Below are 19238 nucleotides of genomic sequence, written 5' to 3' on the forward strand. Positions count from 1 at the left end.
CCCGATACGCCTCGCGCGTAGTGCCGGGAGGAGACTATGGATGACCCTGACCGGCCGATGCCATTGCGGGCGCAATGCGTTCGAGATCGATGGCGAGCTACCCGAGACGCTGACCCGCTGCACTTGCTCCTTCTGCTCGAAGCGCGGGCATCTCTACGCTTATTACCCGCCCGAGCGGTTCAAGGTCACGCAGGCCGACAGCGACGCGATCTATCGCTGGAATACGCGCCAGGTGCACAACCATTTCTGCTCGGCTTGCGGGTGTGACCTCTATGCCGACAGCCCCGATTTTCAGCGCGACGGAAGTTGGGACGGCAAGACCCGGCGGATCGCGGTCAACGCGCGATTGCTCGACGATTTGGAGGCGGCCGACTGGCCGGTGACGGTAATCGACGGAAAGAATTTGTGGTGACGAAAGGGGCGGCCGATCGGCCGCCCCGTTCTTGTTCAGCGCCAGTTGCGCCCGCAGACGCGCACCCAGCGGTGATGGCGGCGCTCATTGTGGCAACGGCGATTGCTCCAGCCATAATGATTTCCGCGCCAGCCATTATTCCAGTCGCGGCCGCGGCGGTCGCTGCGATTCCAGTCGCGGCCGCGGCGATCGCTCCGGTTCCACTCGCTGCGGCTGCGGTCGCTTCGGTTCCAGTCCGCGCCACTGCGGTCGCTCCGATTCCATTCGGCTCCGCCGCGGTCGGTGCGGTTCGTGCTGCGGTCGGCGTCCTCGCGACTCTGGTCGCGGTTGCCGCGGGTCAGAGTGTCCTGGCCGCCGCGCTGCTGTGCAGCGCCGGGCGCGGTACCACCTAGCGGCGTTGCAGAGGCGGGTGCTGTACCCAACATGGCGGCCATCAAGCCGGCCGCGATCAACATAGTTTTCATGTCGTCCTCTCCTGGGCCCGAAACGGGCCATGGCGACGGATACGGACGAACGAACCATATCGTTCCGGAGAATTGTATATTTGCGCCGACGATCTGGAACCGGTCCGGCAGCCATGCGAGGGTCCGCGCGTTGGAGGACCGATGGCCGGCGCGGACGATATCGAAAGGGTGACCATGCCGGTGCGGAGGGGTGGCTGGGCGTGGCCGGCGCTAGCCTTGTTCGTGGTGTCGCTGGTGCTGTTCGGCGTGCATCTCGCCGACGAGTTGATCGAGGGGGAAGGCTTCTCGTTCGACACACGCTTGCTGCTCGCCCTGCGCGTGCCCGGTCATCCGCAGACGCCGATCGGGCCGTCTTGGCTGCTGCAGTCCGCGGTCGATATCAGCGCGCTCGGCGGGTACACCTTGCTGTGGCTGTTCGGCGTCGCCGGCATCGCCTGGCTGATCGGCGCGGGCAAAAGGTCGGAAGCGGCGGGCATCGCGGTGTCGCTGATCGGCAGCTCGGTGATCGACGGCCTGCTCAAGAGCTGGATCGCCCGCCCGCGCCCAGAACTCGTCCCGCATCTGGTCCAGGTGACCAATGCCAGCTTCCCCAGCGGCCACGCGATGATCTCGTCGGCAGTCTATCTGACGCTCGCACTGATGCTGGCCGAGGGGATCGACCGCACCAGCTGGCGAGGCAGGGCGGGGAGTGTGGCGGTGGTCGCCTTCTTCAGCGCGCTCGCGGTGCTGATCGGGATGAGCCGGGTCTATCTCGGCGTGCACTGGCCGAGCGACGTGCTGGCCGGATGGTGTTTCGGGACGGCCTGGGCATTGCTGGTGTGGATGGGAGATCGGTGGTTGGGGCGGAGGCAGAAATGATGGGAGGGTGCTGGGGTCGCAGGACGATGGCGGCATCCATGTTGGCCACGGCATGACCGGCGATCGCGCGCAATCCGATCTCGTCCGGCTGCTACGCCGAGCGCGTATGACTGCTACGTCGCTTATCACCGCCAGCCGCAGAGTGAGGCGAAGGGCAGCTGGCGGTGGATCGATGTACTAATGCTGACGGGACGCTCAAACCGTTGGCCATGACCGCGCACTTAGAGATAGAGAATTCTCGCTATCTGGCTCGGATACCCCTATTCTGGTTTAGTGACACATGAAATAGATTGCCTTCAGGTCGAGGAAATCATCGCAAAAACGGCGACTGGAATAACCGAGCCGTTTCTGTGTCGTCTCTCTGATGATGATCGTTACGTCGTAAAGGGCCGGGGTGCTCTGGTTCGAGGGCTGCTTAGCGAAATCTGCTGCGCTAAGCTTGCCAGTGCACTCGGTTTGCCAGTTCCCGATTTCGCTATCGCCCAAACGCGGGCGGATTTGTTTGCCCTAAATGCTGAAGCCAAATCATCTCTCGGTGTAGGGTTCGGATTTGGTTCGAAATATATGCCCAATGTTACCGAAATAGATTGGAATTCTCTAAAGGGAATATCTGCTACGATTCTGAGAAGAATATTCGTATTCGACTATTGGGTAAAAAACTCTGATAGGACTGGGACGGAGTGGGGTGGAAATTCGAATTTATTGTTTGATGTTTCGGAAAAAAGATTAGTTATGATCGATCACAATCTAGCGTTCGAGCGAAATTTTGACGTCGATCAGTTCAATTCTCTTCATATCTGTTCCAAGTTTTGGTTTGATTCTTCAAATCTTTTGGATAGAGTGGAGTTGCAGCAGCGCTTCGCCGTTGCTCGGGATACGCTGGCCGATATTGAGGAGGCTTTGCCCGAGGCATGGCTTGAGACAGAGCCCGCATTGTTAGATGAAATCCGAGCAACGCTTGATGCGTCGGACACTGAAGAGTTTTGGGATAGAATTCAGCCGTGAACGTGGCTCACTACGTAATTGTCAGGTTTCGGCCTCTCCTGGAAACGGGGGAGTACGCGAACGTAGGCATCGTTGCTTTTGATGAGAATTCAGTTGCGTTAGAGTATAAGCTGGCTCCCCGGAGATTCCGGAGAGTGACCCAGTTTTTCGATAATGTTGATGCCGAAATTTATTCCGACTCAATGCTATTCATCGATAAAGAGTTGGCTGACCTGAGTCTCTTTGTCAGCGGAAAGCCACGAGATACGGCGTTAGGAATATTCTCCTCGTTCGTGCGACAGCGAGAGGGTATAATTGTATTCAGCCCTGTTCGTTCTGTAATGACACCGGAATCCGGATCCGTAGTTGATCAACTATTTGATCGGCTTGTGCGGCGAAATATTGATGGCCCTCCGATGCGTGAGTTAAGGATGGTTCGGAAGATTCAATCCAGCCTCAAGCGAGCACATATTAATTCATTTAAAGCCAGGCGTGTGGGGGATGAACTTATGCCGCTTCGCCTGCCGTTAGTCAGCGGGAGTAGCCGTCCCTTTGTGATCAAGCCAATGGCTTTTGATCAAAAGACTACACTTGGAATTATAGATCACGCTAATATTTGGCGAGAGAGATTGAGCTATTTTATCGAGAAGAATATTCTTGATCCCAAGAATATTCTAATACCTATTGAGCGGTCTACTAAATTCGATGACGAATTGCTTGAAGATGCCTTTGACGTTGCTAGCGATCAAATCCATCGGCTGCCGGTAGAGGTGATAGATTATGAATCCCCTTCGGCAGATCAAACCATTATGGATTTTGCGAGGAGGGGGGATGTCTATCGCGGCGGGCTTCGGTAGATATCACCCCAAGGTTACAAAGCTATCCATCACCCGCTTCCGCCCGGCCTGTTCGAAGTCGATCTCCAGCTTGTTGCCCTCGATCTCCGCAATCTCCCCGTAACCGAACTTCTGGTGGAATACGCGCATGCCGACCGACAGGTCGCTGCGACCCTTGTTCCCCAAACTCACCGCACTCGCGCGGCTCTCCACCACCCGCGCCGGTTCGCGCGTGAACGTCCGGCTCTGCCACTCCCCACCCGGCTTGGCCGCGTTAAGCGTGCCCGCCGCGCGCTGCCAGCCCGGCCCGCGCCCCGTCCCACGCCCGACATCGGCGAACGGGTCGCTGCGTTCGCTCCAGTTCGCGCGCCACAGGCTTTCGCCGCCCGACATGCTGCTTTCGCTCTCGATATGCGCTTGCGGCAGTTCGCCGACGAAGCGGCTGGGGATGCTCGACGTCCATTGGCCGTAGATGCGGCGGTTGGCGGCGTGGATGATGATCGCGCGGCGCCGGGCGCGGGTGATCGCGACGTACGCCAGGCGGCGCTCCTCCTCGAGGCTGGTCAGCCCGCCTTCGTCGAGCGCGCGTTGCGAAGGGAACAGGCCTTCTTCCCAGCCGACCAGGAACACGGTGTCGAACTCCAGGCCCTTGGCGGCGTGGATGGTCATGATCGTGACCTTGGGCTCGTCGGCCTGGGCCTCATTGTCCATGACAAGCGAGACGTGTTCGAGGAACGCGCCGAGCGTCTCATATTCCTCCATCGCGCGGACGAGTTCGCTGAGGTTTTCGAGGCGGCCGGCGGCTTCGGCGGATTTCTCGTTCTGCCACATCGCGGTGTAGCCGGATTCGTCCAGGATGACGCGCGCGAGTTCGGAATGCGGCACCGCCCCTCCACCAGTTAGCTGCGCTAACTGGTCCCCCTCCCCGAGCGAGTTCGGGGAGGAATTGTTGAGCATGCCGCGCCAGCGGGCGACGTCGCCCACCAGATTGCCTAGCGCGCGGCGCGCCTGCGGGGTGAGTTCGTCGGTGTCGAGGATGCGTGCGGCGGCCGTGGTCAGCGGGACCTGTTCGGCGCGGGCGAGCTGGTGGACCTTGGCCAGCGCCTTGTCGCCCAGGCCGCGCTTGGGAGTGTTGACGATGCGCTCGAACGCCAGGTCGTCGGCCGGCTGCGCGACGACGCGGAGATAGGCGAGCGCGTCGCGAATTTCCTGCCGCTCATAGAAGCGGAAGCCGCCGACGATGCGATAGGGCATGCCGATCGAGATGAAACGGTCTTCGAACTCGCGCGTCTGGTGCTGCGCGCGGACCAGGATGGCGATGTCGTCCAGGCTGGCGCCGCGGATCTGTTGCGCCGCCTCGATCTCGTCGCCGACGCGGCGGGCTTCCTCGGGCCCGTCCCAGACGCCGAGCACTTTCACCTTCTCGCCTTCGTTATGCTCGGTCCACAGCGTCTTGCCGAGCCGGCCCGAATTGTTGGCGATCACCCCCGATGCGGCGGCGAGGATGTGCGGGGTCGAGCGGTAATTCTGTTCGAGCCGGATCACCTTTGCGCCCGGGAAATCCTTTTCGAATTTCAGGATGTTCTCGACCTGTGCGCCACGCCACGAATAGATCGACTGGTCGTCGTCGCCGACGCAGCAGATATTCTTGCGCTCCTGCGCCAGCAGCCGCAGCCAGAGATATTGGACGCTGTTGGTGTCCTGATATTCGTCGACCATGATGTAGCGGAAGCGCTGCTGGTATTGTTGCAGTACCTCGCGATGCGTCTTCAGGATCGTCAGCATGTGGAGCAGCAGGTCGCCGAAATCGCAGGCGTTGAGCGCGCGCAACCGCTCCTGATATTCGGCATAGAGCTGCGCGCCGCGGCCATTGGCGTAGCGTTCGCCTTCGCCGGCGTCGACGTCCTTCGGGGTCAGCCCCTTGTTCTTCCACTCGTCGATCAGCCCGGCGAGCTGGCGTGCGGGCCAGCGTTTCTCGTCGAGGTCGGCGGCCTGGATCAATTGCTTGAGTAGGCGAAGCTGGTCGTCGGTGTCGAGGATGGTGAAATTGGGATGCAGCCCGACCAGCTCGGCATGGCGGCGCAGCATCTTGGCGCCGATCGCGTGGAACGTGCCGAGCCACGGCATGCCCTCGACCGCGTCGCCGACCAGCCGGCCGACGCGTTCCTTCATCTCGCGCGCGGCGCGGTTGGTGAAGGTGACGCTGAGGATCTCGGACGGATAGGCCTTTCGCGTCCACAACAGATGCGCGAGCCGCGCGGTCAGCGCCGCGGTCTTGCCCGTGCCTGCGCCGGCCAGCACCAGCACCGGCCCGTCGGTGGTCAGCACCGCTTCACGCTGCGGCGGATTGAGGCCGCGCAGATAGGGCGGATCGTCGGGAAGGGAGGCGGGGGCAGGGTCGGTCACGCGTGAACACTTAGGGAACGGCGCCCGGCGGGGCAACCGTCAGGACGCGCGGGCGAGCGTCATCCGATACATCCCCGCGAAGGTCGACGGGTGGCGCATTTCATAAGCGTGCCAGGCCGCGAAGTCGCGGTGCAGCGGATCGTGCGGCGCGAGCTCGCGATATTGCTTGGCGTCCTCCGGCGTCGGCAGCTGGAAGCGGAGCAATTTGAGGCCCAGCGCATCGGTCGCTCGCTCGATCCGGGATATGTCGAAACAATCCTCGTGCACGTGGAACAGCAAATCGTGGACGCCCGCTGTGCTAAAGAAATCGCGCGAGTCGGTGACGCTCGGCAACGGTGCGGCGATCAGCCTCCGGCGCGCCTCGCGGATCACATCGTCGCTGACCGGTTCCTGCGTCAGCGTGCCCAGCCGCATCCGCGCCGCAGCGACCTGCAAGCGCGCGATCCGGCTGTACAATGCGATCTGCATCGTGCCGCCGGGCGCCAGCACATCGACCAGCGCCGCCCATCCGGCTTCGGGATCGGGCAGATGATGCAGCACGCCGGAGCAGGCGATATAGTGGAATCGCTGGCCGAGTTCGGCGACGGCGTGGAGGTCGTGCCGCAGCAACCGCAAATTGGCTTGCCCGGCGCAGCGCGCTCGCGCGACGGCGAGCGAGGTCTCGCTGAGCTCGATCGCCGTTACCGTCGCATCGGGCGCCATGCGGGCGATGCTCAGCGCCTCGCGTCCGGTGCCGCAACCGGCAACCAGGATGTTCGGTCGATCGGGCAGGATCGGCGCGTCGGCGCCGCAGGCGCGGAGCGACTCGCCAAGCGATCGCAGCGCAACGGCGTTCGCCCGCTGCCACACCGGATAGGGCCAGCGGCCATATTGCGCCGCCACCGCGCGCGTCACCGGCGCGGCGAAGTCCTCCTCCATCGTGCCCGGCGGTTCAGGCATATAGGCGGCAAGAAATTCGGGCGCGGCAGCTAGCGCCGCGCGCTCCTCCGCGTCGAACGGCCAGGCACCGCCATTGATCGCCGCTTGCCGGAGCAATGCCGCCGCCAACCGAGGAAAAGCGTCAGTCTTGTGCTCGATCAGCAGCCAGCGGCGTATTGTGCTCAACAAATGCTCGGCGGCGGTATCGGCGACCTGGGTTTCCTCGATCAGCGCGATCGCGAGATCGTGGCGTTCGAGCCAGAGCGCGGCAGCTTGCGGATCGGCGGGATCGGGTAGCATCGGACCGAGCGTGACCCAGCCTGCGCGTTCGAACTGCGCGGGGTCGATCTGCCGGTCGCGAACCATCGCTGCGATTGCCGGCAGGTGAGACGCGTCGGCCAAATCAGGCCGCCGCCACAGCAACACCGCCAGCCGGGTACGCGCAGCGGCATCGTCGGGCGCCGAGCGCCAGGCACTGGCCGCAGCGGCGAGGCGCTTGACGGAGGGCGTATCGGTCATCGCCGCGAGCATGGCGCCGCAGTCTGGAGGCGGCAAGGCCGGCTGCGTCCCGCGATTGCCCTGCGCGATCGAACGGCGCATCCTCGGCGCATCGAGGATCTGGGGAGGCATCGGATAATGCGAGGGCTCATTCCGCTGACGGCATTGTTGCTGGGCGCTGCCGCGACGCCGGCGAAGGTCGATATGGCCGCCGCGATCCTGCCGCCGCTCGCCGCGCCCGGCAAAGCAGTCGTGCCGTTCGTCAAATATGGCGCGGGTCGGATAGCGCTCGCGCATGTCCGGATCATCGACGGCACCGGCGCTCCCGCAGCCGACGATCGCATGGTGCTGATCGATGGCGGCACGATTGCGGGAATCGGCGCCGGCGGCGGCGCGGTGCCCGGGGAGTACCGCGTGATCGATGCGACCGGACAGACGGTGATGCCGGGCATCGTCGGGATGCACGACCATATGTATTATGCCGCGCGGCCCAACCTGACGTCCGAGGGCAAGTCCGAACCGCCGATCATGGTCCCCGAAATGGCGTTCAGCTCGCCCAGGATGTATCTGGCGGCGGGCGTGACGACGATGCGCACGACCGGCGCCGTCGAGCCGGCAACCGACGTCAACATCAAGCGCGCGATCGATCGCGGCGAACTACCCGGTCCGCACATGGATGTGACCGGCCCTTATCTCGAAGGCGCCAGCAGTCCGTTCATCCAGATGTAGCGGCTGAGGGATGCCGACGATGCCCGCCGCGTCGTCGCGTTCTGGGCGGATCACGGCGTGACCTCGTTCAAGGCGTACATGAACATCACCCGCGACGAGCTCAAGGCGGCGATCGACGAGGCACATCGTCGCGGGTTGAAGCTTACCGGACACCTCTGTTCGGTGACCTTTCCGGAAGCGGCCGCGCTCGGCATCGACGATCTTGAGCACGGCTTCTTCGTCAATACGCAGCTCGATCCGGGCAAGATGCCGGATAACTGCCCGGATAGCGGCGGCGATCCGACCTTGACCGTGATGACGCCCGGCAGCGCGTCGGGCGCGGCGCTGATCAAGCTGTTGGTCGACCACCATGTCGCGGTGACGTCGACCCTGCCGGTGTTCGAGGATGCTTCGCCTTCCTACAGGATTCTGCCACCGAGCCAATTGGAGCTGCTGACGGTGGAGGCGCGCACGGCGTATCTCTATGGGTTCGCCCGGGTCGGCCGCCGCAGCGCCGCCGCGCGGGCTCAGCTCGCGACTTTGTGGACCAACGAGCTTGCGATGGAACGCGCGTTCGTTGCCGCCGGCGGCCTGTTGCTGGCCGGCCCCGATCCCACCGGCGATGGCCATGTCTTGCCGGGATTCGGCGATCAGCGGGCGATCGAACTGTTGGTCGACGCGGGGTTTTCGCCGATCGAGGCGATCCGCGTCGGTACGTTCAACGGCGCGACCTATCTGGGGCTGGCTGATCGGATCGGGTCGATCGCAGCAGGCAAGCATGCCGACCTACTGCTCGTCCGTGGGGACCCGTCGCGGCGCATTGCCGACATCGAAAATGTCGAGACGGTGTTCAAGGACGGAGTGGGCTATGATCCCGCGGCGCTGCTGGCATCGGTGCGCGGGCGCTACGGCCAATATTGAGAGCGAAAAATCGGGGCGGTCCAGGGGAGAACCGCCCCGCAGTTCGGGAAGAGCCGGCACATGGGGATGGGCCGGCGCTCGCGGCACGCAAGGGGCCTACCGCGAGCGGCGCTCTGGGCGCGATTTGTCGCACGGACGTGTCATGGCTGTATCAAAATGTCGCAGCGTGAAAAAAAGCGTGTGGTTACCGGCGAGTTCGGTGCGCAACCGCGCCGGGCAAAAAAAGGGGGCGGTCCGCAGGTGGAACCGCCCCGTAGTTCAGGGAGGACCGGCCGACAGGGGAGACGGCCGGAACATGCCGCGGCAAGCAAGGGGAAGAACTCTCCGCGGCAAGGCTTAGGTAGGCGCTCTTTGTCGCAGTACAATGTCGCAATTGTTGCAAATTGTCGCAGGCTGCGTGCAGTGGGCACATGCACCCGATAATCGCCAATCGCCGCATCCTGCTCGCTGCCCTGGTCGGCACGTCGGTCGAATTTTACGACTTCTATATCTACGCGACCGCTGCCGCGTTGGTGCTGGGGCCGCTGTTTTTCCCGTCGACCTCCGACACCGCGCAATTGCTCTCGGCCTATGCCAGTTTCGGGCTGGCGTTCGTGGCGCGTCCGGTCGGAGCGGCGGTGTTCGGCCATTTCGGCGACCGGATCGGGCGGAAGTCGACCCTGGTCGCCAGTTTGATGCTGATGGGTGCGTCGACATTGCTGATCGCGTTCCTGCCGACCTATCAGCAGATCGGCTGGTGGGCGCCGTTATTGCTCTGCGTGCTCCGGTTCGGTCAGGGGTTCGGTCTGGGCGGCGAGTGGGGCGGGGCGGCCCTGCTCGCGGTCGAGAATGCGCCGGAGGGATGGCGCGGCCGGTTCGGCACCGCACCGCAAATGGGCGCGCCGATCGGGTTCATCGCGGCGAACGGGCTGTTCCTGATCCTTGGCGTGACGTTGACGCCCGATCAGTTCCGCGACTGGGGATGGCGGTTGCCGTTCCTGGCCAGCGCGATCCTGGTCGGGCTAGGGCTTTGGGTGCGGCTCAAGGTGAGCGAAACGCCGGCGTTCAAGCGCGTCCTGGAGGAAGGGCCGCCGCCAAGCGTTCCCTTGGGCGAAATGGCGCGCGAGCATCCCGGCGCGGTCGCGCGCGGGACGCTGGCGGTGGTGGCGTGTTTCGCGATCTTCTACATCGCGACCGCGTTCGCGCTGGGTTACGGCACCACCAAGCTTGGGCACCCCAAACAGGCGTTTCTCGGCGTGCAGCTCGTCGCCATCCTGTTCATGGCCGCCGGTATCGCGATCGCCGGCTGGTGGAGCGACCGGTCGACTCCGCGCACGGTGCTGATGTGGGGATGTGCCGGGACGGTCGTCGCCGGGATATTGCTCGCGCCGCTGATGGCCGGGCCGCTGGCGCTGGCTGGCTTATTTCTCGCCTTCGCATTGTTCGTAATGGGGTTCGTTTACGGGCCTGTCGGCGCATGGCTGCCCGATCAATTTCCGGCGCGCGTGCGCTATACGGGCTCGTCGATCGCCTTCAATGTCGGCGGCGTGATCGGCGGCGCGCTGACCCCGTTCGCGGCGCAGGCATTGTCGGCGCGCGGGTTGGGATGGGTCGGTCTCTATCTCGCCGCGGCGGGCGTGCTGAGCTGGATCGGCCTCGCGGCATCGCGCCGCCGTTGATTACAGAAGAACAGGTCGATCGGGGAACGGTTTAGCCCGCGCGACTATCAGGAAACCGGCAATACGTGCCCCACGGCGGGACGGCGTTGTAACAAGCTTGTCACACGATCCGTGCAGGGGCGGCGACATGGCTACCGATCTGACGGCCGATTCCGGCACCGTGCCTCTCGCGGCCGAGCCCGGCGCAACTCATGGCGGCAGGCGGCTCGATCAGCCCAACCACCCGATCGCGAAATTCGTGTTCGTCGCGCTGATCGTCGGCGCTCTCGGCTATGCCGGCTATTCGATCCTGGCCGACACCAGCCATGTCGGCGAACAGATGGCGACGCATGTTTTCGCCTTCCTGATCGTCGCCTTGGTGATCGCCCTGGGATTCGAGTTCGTGAACGGCTTTCACGACACCGCAAACGCGGTCGCCACGGTCATCTACACCAATTCCATGCCCGCGCCGCTCGCCGTGATGTGGTCGGGGACGTTCAATTTCCTCGGCGTGCTGCTGTCCTCGGGCGCGGTCGCCTATACGATCGTTACGCTGCTGCCGGTCGACCTGATCCTGCACGTCGGGTCGAGCGCCGGCTATGCGATGATCTTCGCGCTCCTGCTGGCGGCGGTACTGTGGAACCTGGCGACCTGGTATGTCGGCCTGCCCAATTCGTCGAGCCATACGCTGATCGGATCGGTACTGGGCGTCGGTCTCGCCAACCAGCTCATCTCGTCGGGTTCCAAGGGCGGGACTGCCGGTGTCGACTGGAGCCAGGCCTATGGCGTGCTTTCGGGTCTGTTCTGGAGCCCGCTGATCGGCTTCGTCTGCGCCTTCGCGCTTCTCTATGCGATGAAGGCTGTGATCCGTACGCCCGGACTCTATCGCGAGCCGGTCGGCGATACGCCGCCCCCGGGACCGATCCGGGCGTTGCTGATCTTCACCTGTACCTTGGTCAGCTTCTTCCACGGATCGAATGACGGGCAAAAGGGAATGGGCCTGATCATGCTCATCCTGATCGGCTGCGCGCCGACCGCCTATGCGCTCAACCGCACGATGCCAGCCAGCGCGACGGCGGCGTTCATCGAGACCGCCAAAACCGGCGTGGCGCCGTTCGCGATGCGTGCCGGCACCATCGATCCGAACACCGATCATGCGCGCACCACGCTCGTCGCCGCGCTTCAGCAGCGCAAGGCTGACGATGCGCGCGTCTATGGCGCCATTACCACCTTGTCGGCCGATATCAGCCAGCGGATCCAGGCGTACGGCGCCATCTCCAATATTCCCGCGGCGGCAACCGGCAACCTGCGCAATGACATGTATCTGGTCCTCGATACGTCAAAGCTGATCACCAAGGCGAAGGATGCGAGCACGCGGTTCCGGCCGGCGGAACTCAAGGCGATCGATGGCTATCAGAAGAATTTGGAGCAGGGCACGCGCTATATCCCGATCTGGGTAAAACTAGCGGTGGCGATCGCGCTCGGCCTCGGCACGATGGTGGGCTGGCGCCGGATCGTGAAGACCGTGGGCGAACGGATCGGCAAGACGCACCTAACCTACGGCATGGGCGCCACCGCCGAATTGGTCGCCGGCCTGACGATCGCTTTCGCCGACAAAATGGCGGTGCCGGTCTCTACCACGCATATCCTGACGTCGGGCGTCGCGGGAGCCAGCCTCGCCAATCGCGCCGGGCTACAATTCCGCACCATAAGGAACATGGTGCTCGCCTGGGTGTTGACGCTTCCGGCGGCGATGATCCTGTCGGGCGGGCTGTATTGGATCCTGTTGCAGTTCGTCAGTTGACGATCGCCTGATCGCGGGGAGGGGAGAGCGAATTTTTGCTCTCCCTTGCATTTAAGGGTTGCTTGTTCGTTCGAACGAACTAATGGGCGGCCGATGGTGCAGCAGCGACTTCTCGATATCGCGGTCGACGCTTTCGGAAAGCATGGGCTGGAAGGCGCCAGCACCCGCGAGATCGCGGCCGCGGCAGGGACTGCGATGTCCTCGATCACCTATCATTATGGCGGCAAGGAGGGACTCTATCTTGCCGCCGCCGATCACATCTCAAGCAAAATGGCTGAGGGCATGTCTCCGGCTCTTCTGGTCGAAGTTGCGGATGGCGATGCGGTCGGCGCGCGTCAGGCCGTGCACGGTATGCTGGACGCCCTGTTCGACAAGATGATGGCACAGCAGACCGAAAGCTGGAGTTTGTTCATCGTTCGCGAACAGATGCGGCCGACGGCCGCGTTCGCGCGGCTATTCGACGGGCCGATGGGACGGATGATGCGAAAATTGATCCGCTTCATCTGCCTCGCCACCGGGATAGAGGAAGACGAGGACGCGCGCATCACCGGCCTGATGCTGTTCGGGCAAGTCCTGGTGTTGCGGTCGGCCCGCGCCTCGGCACTTCGGCTGTTCGAAATCGACACGATCGACGACACGCTGGCGCAGCGCATCCGCGCCCGCATCCACGCCAATACCAATGCCATTCTCGATGCCCTGACGGCGGAAGCAAAGGAAACGCGATGAGCGACGATACCCAGCCACAGGCGACCCCCGACCAGCCCGAAGCCGGCAGCGAGACCGAGCAAGAGGCCAAGGCCAAGGACAGTACGCCGATCTACCGCCGGCCGTTCTTCTGGGTGTTGATCCTGGTGGCGGGCGTCGCCGTGGTCGGCGGTACGCTCTATTACCTGCATGCACGCCAATTCGAATCGACTGACGACGCGTTCGTCGACGCGCATATCGTCCGGATCGCGCCAGAAGTGGCGGGAACGCTGATCGACGTCGCCGACCTCGACAACCGCCACGTCAATGCCGGCCAGTTGCTTGCGGTGATCAAGCCGACCGGCCCCGAAGCGCAGCTCGCCGAGGCGCGCGCCGGGGTGGATCAGGCGCAAGCGCAGCTGCAACAGGCCGAGGCTCAAGTCAGCAGTGCGATCGCCACGCGCAATCAGTCCGCGGCGGAGGCGCAAGCGCCGATGGCGGCCGCGGTCAAGGCGGCGCAGGATCTCGCCCGCTATCAGAACCTGGCGAAGATCGACCGCTCGGCGGTGGCTTCGACCCAGCTTGACCAGGCGCGCGCCAACGCCGTCTCAACGCGGGCGCAGGCCGACGCCGCGCGGCGCCAGGTCGCCAGCGCCGACGCCCAGATTGCCGTCGCCCGCAAGGCGGTCGATGCCGCTGGTGCCGTGATCGCCGCCAAGCGTGCCCAGGTCGCCCAGGCCAATGTCACCCTCGGCAATCTCCGCCTCGTCGCTCCTGTCTCGGGTCAGGTAGTCAACCGCCAGGTCAACAAGGGATCGTACGTCGCGCCCGGCAGCCAATTGCTCGCGATCGTGCCCGACGCGATGTGGGTCACCGCCAATTTCAAAGAAACCCAGCTCAAGAACATGCGCATCGGGCAGCCGGTGTCGATCAAGGTCGATGCCTATCCCAATGTCGAATTCAAGGGCCGGGTCGATTCGATCCAGCGCGGCGCCGGCCAGGCCTTCGCCATACTGCCGCCGCAGAACGCGACCGGCAATTACGTGAAAGTGGTCCAGCGCGTGCCGGTGCGGATCAATTTCCTCGTCGGCAACGGCAATCCCGATCCGCGCAATTATCCGATTGGGCCCGGCATGTCGGTAATTCCGACGGTCAAGGTCCGCTGACGTGGCGAGCGCCGCGGCAGAAGCCGGCGCGGGATCGCCCGCGAAGCAAAGCGGCTGGGACAGCAGTCGCTCGGCGGCGGGGAAGTACAATCCCTGGCTGATCGTCGCGATCATCTCGCTTCCGACCTTCATGGAGGTGCTCGACACCTCGATCGCCAATGTCAGCCTCGACCATATCGCCGGCGGCCTGTCGATCACCACCGACCAGGCGACCTGGGTGCTGACGAGCTATCTGGTTGCTAATGCTATCGTCATCCCAATCTCGGGCTGGCTGTCCGATGCGATCGGGCGCAAGCGCTATTTCCTGATCTCGATTGCTTTGTTCACGATCTCGTCGCTGATCTGCGGCCTGTCGCCCAACCTATCGACGCTTGTCATCGCGCGGGTGCTGCAGGGTATAGGCGGGGGCGGGCTCGCACCGGTCGAGCAGTCGATGCTGATCGACAGCTTTCCGCCGGAAAAACGCGGCATGGCGATCGCCGCCTTCGCGATCGTCGTCGTCGTCGGGCCGGTATTGGGCCCGACATTGGGCGGCTGGATCACCGAGACGTCGAGTTGGCATTGGGTGTTCCTGATCAACGTGCCGGTCGGCATCGCGGCCTGGTTCCTCACCGAGATATTCGTCGACGAGCCCGAGCAGGTGAAGGCCGATCGCCAGCGCAAACTCGCCGGCGGACTGCGCATCGATTATGTCGGCGTCATCCTCGTCGCCTTGTCGCTCGGCTTGTTCGAGTTGACGCTCGATCGCGGTGAGCGCGAGGACTGGTTCGCCAGCGGCTTCATCGTGTTTACCGCGGTTACGTCGTTCCTCGGGTTCGTTGGCCTGATCTTCTGGGAGCTCAGACAGAAGGATCCGGTGGTCGATCTCCGCTTACTCGCCAATCGCAACTTCGCGATCACTTTGTTGGTCATGGGGATTACCGGTCTGATCCTGTTCGGCACGACCCAGCTGATCCCGCAGATGTTGCAGCAGGTGATGGGTTACAGCTCGTTCGATGCCGGACTGGCGCTGACGCTGGGCGGCATCGCGACATTGGTCGCCGTACCCTTCGCCGGCCGGTTGGTCGGCAAGGTCGACGCCCGAATCCTCCTTGGCGGGGCGTTATTCGTTCAGGCGGCCGCCTTGTGGAACATGTCGCATTTCAGTCCCGACATCAGCTTCGCCGATGCCGCTTTGGGGCGGCTCTACCAGGCGATGGCACTGCCGTTCCTGTTCGTGCCGATCAATGCAGTCGCGTATCAGGGGCTGCCCCGCGACAAGACCGCGCAAGCCTCAAGCCTGCTCAACGTCGCGCGCAACCTGGGCGGGTCGATCGGCATCTCTGCCGCACAATCGATGCTCGCCGGGGGCATGCAACGTCACCAGGCCGAGCTGGTCCAGAAACTCAATCCGCTCGATCCCAATTATACCGACTGGCTGGCCAAGGCGAAGGGCGCGTTCGCCGGTTTGGGTGATCCGACCGTGCTGCCCCAGGCGGTTCTCTATCAACAAGTACAGCGACAGGCGGCGATGCTCGGTTTCCTCGACGTCTTCCGGTCGCTGATGGTGCTGATCCTGATCTTGCTGCCGGTGGTCATCTTCATGAACTCGGGCAAGGGCGCGAGCGGCGGAATGGGACATTGATGATGCGGAAAAGAAACATCCTGCTCGTGTCTGCGCTGGCGCTTGCCGCCTGCACGGTCGGCCCGAATTATTCCAAGCCCTATCTGGCGGTCCCCGCGACCTATGCCGGCCCGCAAGGCGCGCCGCCGCCCGGCCAGGCGATCGATCCGGCGCGCTGGTGGGAGGCGTTTGCCGATCCCAAGCTGACCGACCTGATTAACCGCGCGCTCAAGGACAATCCCGACATGGCGACGGCGGCGAGCCGGGTGCGCCAGGCGCGGCTGGGCGAGATTCAAGCGCGGGCGCAATACAAGCCGGTGGTCAACGCCGATGCCAACGCGACCGACGTCAAATTCAGCAAGAATGCCGGCTTTGCGACCCTCGCGCGGGCCTTTTCCGGTGGCGGCAACAGCGGGCCGCCTTCGGGTGTCGCCTTGCCCGGCGACAGCATCAAGACTTTCGCGGTCGGCTTCGACGCGAGCTGGGAACTCGACATCTTCGGTGGTGGCCGGCGCGGCGTAGAGGCGGCGCTGGCGCGGACCGAGGCGGCCGAGTGGAACCAGCGCGACGCCGCCGTGACGCTCGCAGCCGAAGTCGCCGACGCCTATTTCGCGCTTCGCCTCGATCAGGAACAGATCGCGGTGCTCGACAGCGAAATCGACAGGCAAGGCCGGGCGCTGCAGATCGCGTCGAACATCTCGAAGGTCGGGCTGACGCCGTCGATCGACGTCACCCGGCAGAACGGCAACATCACTGCGACTCGCGCGCGACTGGAACCGCTCAAGGCCGACCTCGACGTACGCAAGCACGCGCTCGGCGTCCTGATCGGACAACCGCCGGAAGCCTTGATGGCGGAATTATCCGGGCCTTTGCCCGCGTTAGTGCCTACGCCGGAAATTCCGGCCGGATTGCCCAGCGACCTGTTGCGCCGCCGTCCCGACATTCGTGCCGCGGAACGCAATCTGGCCGCCTCGACCGCCGATATCGGAGTCGCAGTGGCCGATCTCTATCCTAAGTTCAGCCTGACAGGCATGGCGCAGTTGATCTCGACTTCGCTCGGCAGTCTCTTCGCCGGTGATAGCCTGCAGCTAACCGGCACCGGACAGGCGACATTTCCCCTGCTGGATTGGGGAAAGCGCAAGGCGACGGTTAAAATCCGCAAGGAGCAGCGTGAGCAAGCGTATCAAGATTATCGCATGACCGTGCTCCAGGCGTTACGCGACGTCGAGGACCCGTTGAGCAAGATCGACGCCGAACGCCGTCGTAACGCGCTGTTACGCCAAGCGCTGGCGGATGCCGACCGAACTGCCGCCGCGGATCAGGCGCGATACCAGGCGGGCCTGGTTGCGCAGGATACCGTCATCAATACGCAGGTGGACGTCCTGCGCGCGAAGGAAAACCTGGCGAATAGCGACGCGCAGCTCCGGCAGCTATCGGTGGTGTTGTTCAAGGCGATGGGCGGCGGATGGTCTGAAGGGACGCCGGGCACCCCCTGACGGGCGCGTTTGCCACGGCCGCACGGGCTGGCGCGTCGCTGCGCGGTATGATGGTTAGCGACCGATTCGTAAAATTTAAGAAAAGGTTAATTCGGCAAGGTTTGGGCTGTAATTACGGCCCGGCAACGCATCGAATTAACCAGATACAGAGCGACCCGCCTCCGCCGTCAACTTGTTGAATCAACAAGTCAATCGGTGGGAAGCGGGCCGTCTAATATCGCTTTACCAGGGACGAATGGTTTCGCCGTGGACGAGCGCAATAAGAAACGCGAGCATTGCTTTACTCCTGATGCGCCCACCCCGGGCACGGGAGTTTCTTAATAACTTTTTAACTTAAAAGCAATCGCGATTCCGGGCGGTTACGTGTTTTCCCTGAGGTCGGGGCTTGGGAGCTTAAGAGTTCTTTCAGGCCCTTTGGGGTAGCAGGGCGGCGATGACGCGCGTTCGCATCCCGATCAGCCCGGCCGAAGAGCCGGTAGGCCAATCCGGCCTATCGTCGACATCGCGGAGCCGTATGCGCGGTGCCGCGACCCCGTTTGCGCAGGTTTCCGCCACGAAACCCTGGGCCGTCCAGGCACTTGCCCAAATGACCAACCAGGCATTCCTGCGCCGGCATCTCGGTGTCGCGCGGTCGAACGACATCGCATTCGATATCGCCGACCGAATCGCCAATGCGATGCCCGGCGTGGTGGCCACGGTGATCGGCCGCTGGACGGTCGAAGTGGACACTTGCGTCGCCGACACCGCGGAACTTCAACAATTCTCCGACAGGTTGACCGAAGCGCTCGCCGCGCCCTTCGACCTCGACGGCGAACGCCATCACATCGACCTGGCCATCGGTATCGCTGCCGGACCCCCGGGTACGTTGGACGACATTCGCCTTGCTGAGGAAGCCGAGGACGCGTTGGTTCAATCGCGCAACGAAAGCCAATTGGTGTTGCGCGACTTGTCGCAAGTCGACCCGATGGTCGACAAATTGGCGTTGAAGCGTGAGCTCAAGGGAGCGATCGATCGCGGCGAGCTGTTCCTGCAATATCAGCCCAAGGTGCATGTCCGCCGCCAGGAGATCGCGAGCGCCGAGGCGTTGGTGCGCTGGCGCCACCCCACGCGTGGACTGATCCTGCCGAGCGACTTCATTCCGCTGGCCGAAACCTCTCGCGATATCGACCGGCTGACGCTGTGGACGATTGAGCAGGTCATTGCCGATCAGCATTATCTCCGGGCCGACGGCCAGGAGATCACGATCTTCGTCAACATTTCCGGCCAATTGCTGAGCAACGTGTCATTCGTGAAGCGTGCGTGCGAAATGGTCAGTAAAGCGGGCGTCCCGCTCGGCTTCGAGATCACTGAAACTTCGGTCATCCGCGATCCCGTCAGCGCGATCGCAAACCTGAATATCTTCGCCGATCACGGCATCGCGATCGCTATCGACGATTATGGCGCTGGCCTTTCGAGCCTTGCCTATCTCAAGCAATTGCCGGCCCGAGAGCTCAAGATCGACAAGATGTTCGTCCTGCAGCTGACCAGCAGCAACCGCGATCCCTTGATCGTGCGATCGACCATCGATCTTGCCCACGCGCTGGAAATGGAAGTGACCGCCGAGGGCGTCGAAACGCCAGCTGCGCTGGCGTTGCTCAGCGTGATGGGATGCGACATGATCCAGGGCTATCTGATCAGCCGCCCGGTCGAGATCGAGGCGTTCCGCCAGTTCCTGCGCGATCATAAGGACGCCGCGCTGGTGGATTCAGCGCGAGCCAGTTTCCGCGCCGCCGCTTTCCGCCGCCTCGGCTAATCGACGATGGCGGCCTTAGGGCGGTTTTAACGTCGCAAGTTCATTCTGGTT

The 19238-nt window shown here is 63.4% G+C and carries 16 protein-coding genes; 13 read left to right on the forward strand and 3 right to left on the reverse strand.

Features of this window, described 5'->3' with window-relative positions; translation table 11 throughout:
- Positions 1–40: 40 nt before the first annotated feature.
- Complete coding sequence (locus Q0L25_RS02145) at positions 41–412, forward strand: GFA family protein (protein WP_296611268.1); 372 nt, start codon at positions 41–43, stop codon at positions 410–412.
- Positions 413–447: 35 nt separating this feature from the next.
- Here Q0L25_RS02145 and Q0L25_RS02150 read toward each other — a convergent pair whose 3' ends face one another.
- Positions 448–876, reverse strand: a complete 429-nt coding sequence (locus tag Q0L25_RS02150) for a hypothetical protein (RefSeq protein WP_296611269.1) — start codon at positions 874–876, stop codon at positions 448–450.
- A gap of 141 nt (positions 877–1017) precedes the next feature.
- Between Q0L25_RS02150 and Q0L25_RS02155 the strand changes: the two genes are divergently transcribed.
- The 3 genes from Q0L25_RS02155 to Q0L25_RS02165 all read left to right on the forward strand — a co-directional run bounded on the left by Q0L25_RS02155 (position 1018) and on the right by Q0L25_RS02165 (position 3575).
- Positions 1018–1734, forward strand: coding sequence for a phosphatase PAP2 family protein (locus tag Q0L25_RS02155; protein WP_296611270.1), 717 nt, complete (start codon positions 1018–1020; stop codon positions 1732–1734).
- A gap of 273 nt (positions 1735–2007) precedes the next feature.
- Positions 2008–2739, forward strand: coding sequence for a HipA family kinase (locus Q0L25_RS02160; protein WP_296611271.1), 732 nt, complete (start codon positions 2008–2010; stop codon positions 2737–2739).
- 2 nt (positions 2740–2741) lie between these two features.
- Positions 2742–3575 carry a DUF3037 domain-containing protein gene (locus Q0L25_RS02165; protein ID WP_296611411.1) on the forward strand — a complete coding sequence of 278 codons (834 nt, stop codon included), beginning with the start codon at positions 2742–2744 and terminating at the stop codon, positions 3573–3575.
- A 3-nt stretch (positions 3576–3578) separates the two neighbouring features.
- On the opposite strand, the gene Q0L25_RS02170 is transcribed toward Q0L25_RS02165, so the two are convergent.
- The gene (locus Q0L25_RS02170; RefSeq protein ID WP_296611272.1) at positions 3579–5960 is read right to left on the reverse strand and encodes an ATP-dependent helicase; all 2382 of its coding nucleotides are present in this window, start codon (positions 5958–5960) and stop codon (positions 3579–3581) included.
- Positions 5961–5999: 39 nt separating this feature from the next.
- Positions 6000–7508 (reverse strand): bifunctional 2-polyprenyl-6-hydroxyphenol methylase/3-demethylubiquinol 3-O-methyltransferase UbiG, encoded by a 1509-nt coding sequence (locus Q0L25_RS02175; RefSeq protein WP_296611273.1) that lies wholly within the window; start codon positions 7506–7508, stop codon positions 6000–6002.
- Positions 7509–7514: 6 nt separating this feature from the next.
- Between Q0L25_RS02175 and Q0L25_RS02180 the strand changes: the two genes are divergently transcribed.
- The 9 genes from Q0L25_RS02180 to Q0L25_RS02220 all read left to right on the forward strand — a co-directional run bounded on the left by Q0L25_RS02180 (position 7515) and on the right by Q0L25_RS02220 (position 19187).
- Complete coding sequence (locus Q0L25_RS02180) at positions 7515–8105, forward strand: hypothetical protein (protein ID WP_296611274.1); 591 nt, start codon at positions 7515–7517, stop codon at positions 8103–8105.
- Between the two features lie 57 nt (positions 8106–8162).
- On the forward strand, positions 8163–9005 hold the full coding sequence (locus Q0L25_RS02185; RefSeq protein ID WP_296611275.1) for an amidohydrolase family protein: 843 nt from the start codon (positions 8163–8165) through the stop codon (positions 9003–9005).
- 410 nt (positions 9006–9415) lie between these two features.
- Positions 9416–10663 (forward strand): MFS transporter, encoded by a 1248-nt coding sequence (locus Q0L25_RS02190; protein WP_296611276.1) that lies wholly within the window; start codon positions 9416–9418, stop codon positions 10661–10663.
- Between the two features lie 127 nt (positions 10664–10790).
- Positions 10791–12446: an inorganic phosphate transporter gene (locus tag Q0L25_RS02195; RefSeq protein WP_296611277.1), complete on the forward strand. Its 1656-nt coding sequence runs from the start codon at positions 10791–10793 to the stop codon at positions 12444–12446.
- A gap of 93 nt (positions 12447–12539) precedes the next feature.
- Positions 12540–13172 (forward strand): CerR family C-terminal domain-containing protein, encoded by a 633-nt coding sequence (locus Q0L25_RS02200; RefSeq protein ID WP_296611278.1) that lies wholly within the window; start codon positions 12540–12542, stop codon positions 13170–13172.
- Positions 13169–14296, forward strand: a complete 1128-nt coding sequence (locus Q0L25_RS02205; RefSeq protein WP_296611279.1) for an HlyD family secretion protein — start codon at positions 13169–13171, stop codon at positions 14294–14296. The genes Q0L25_RS02200 and Q0L25_RS02205 overlap by 4 nt, the downstream gene beginning before the upstream one ends.
- 1 nt (position 14297) lies before the next feature.
- Entirely contained in the window at positions 14298–15920 is a 1623-nt protein-coding gene (locus Q0L25_RS02210) for a DHA2 family efflux MFS transporter permease subunit (RefSeq protein ID WP_296611280.1), read from the forward strand.
- Complete coding sequence (locus Q0L25_RS02215) at positions 15920–17395, forward strand: efflux transporter outer membrane subunit (protein WP_296611281.1); 1476 nt, start codon at positions 15920–15922, stop codon at positions 17393–17395. Before Q0L25_RS02210 ends, Q0L25_RS02215 begins: the two co-directional genes overlap by 1 nt.
- A 433-nt stretch (positions 17396–17828) precedes the next feature.
- On the forward strand, positions 17829–19187 hold the full coding sequence (locus Q0L25_RS02220; RefSeq protein ID WP_296611282.1) for a bifunctional diguanylate cyclase/phosphodiesterase: 1359 nt from the start codon (positions 17829–17831) through the stop codon (positions 19185–19187).
- Positions 19188–19238 lie beyond the last annotated feature (51 nt).

The sequence above is a fragment of the Sphingomonas sp. genome, assembly GCF_024508665.1.
Lineage (GTDB): Bacteria > Pseudomonadota > Alphaproteobacteria > Sphingomonadales > Sphingomonadaceae > Sphingomonas.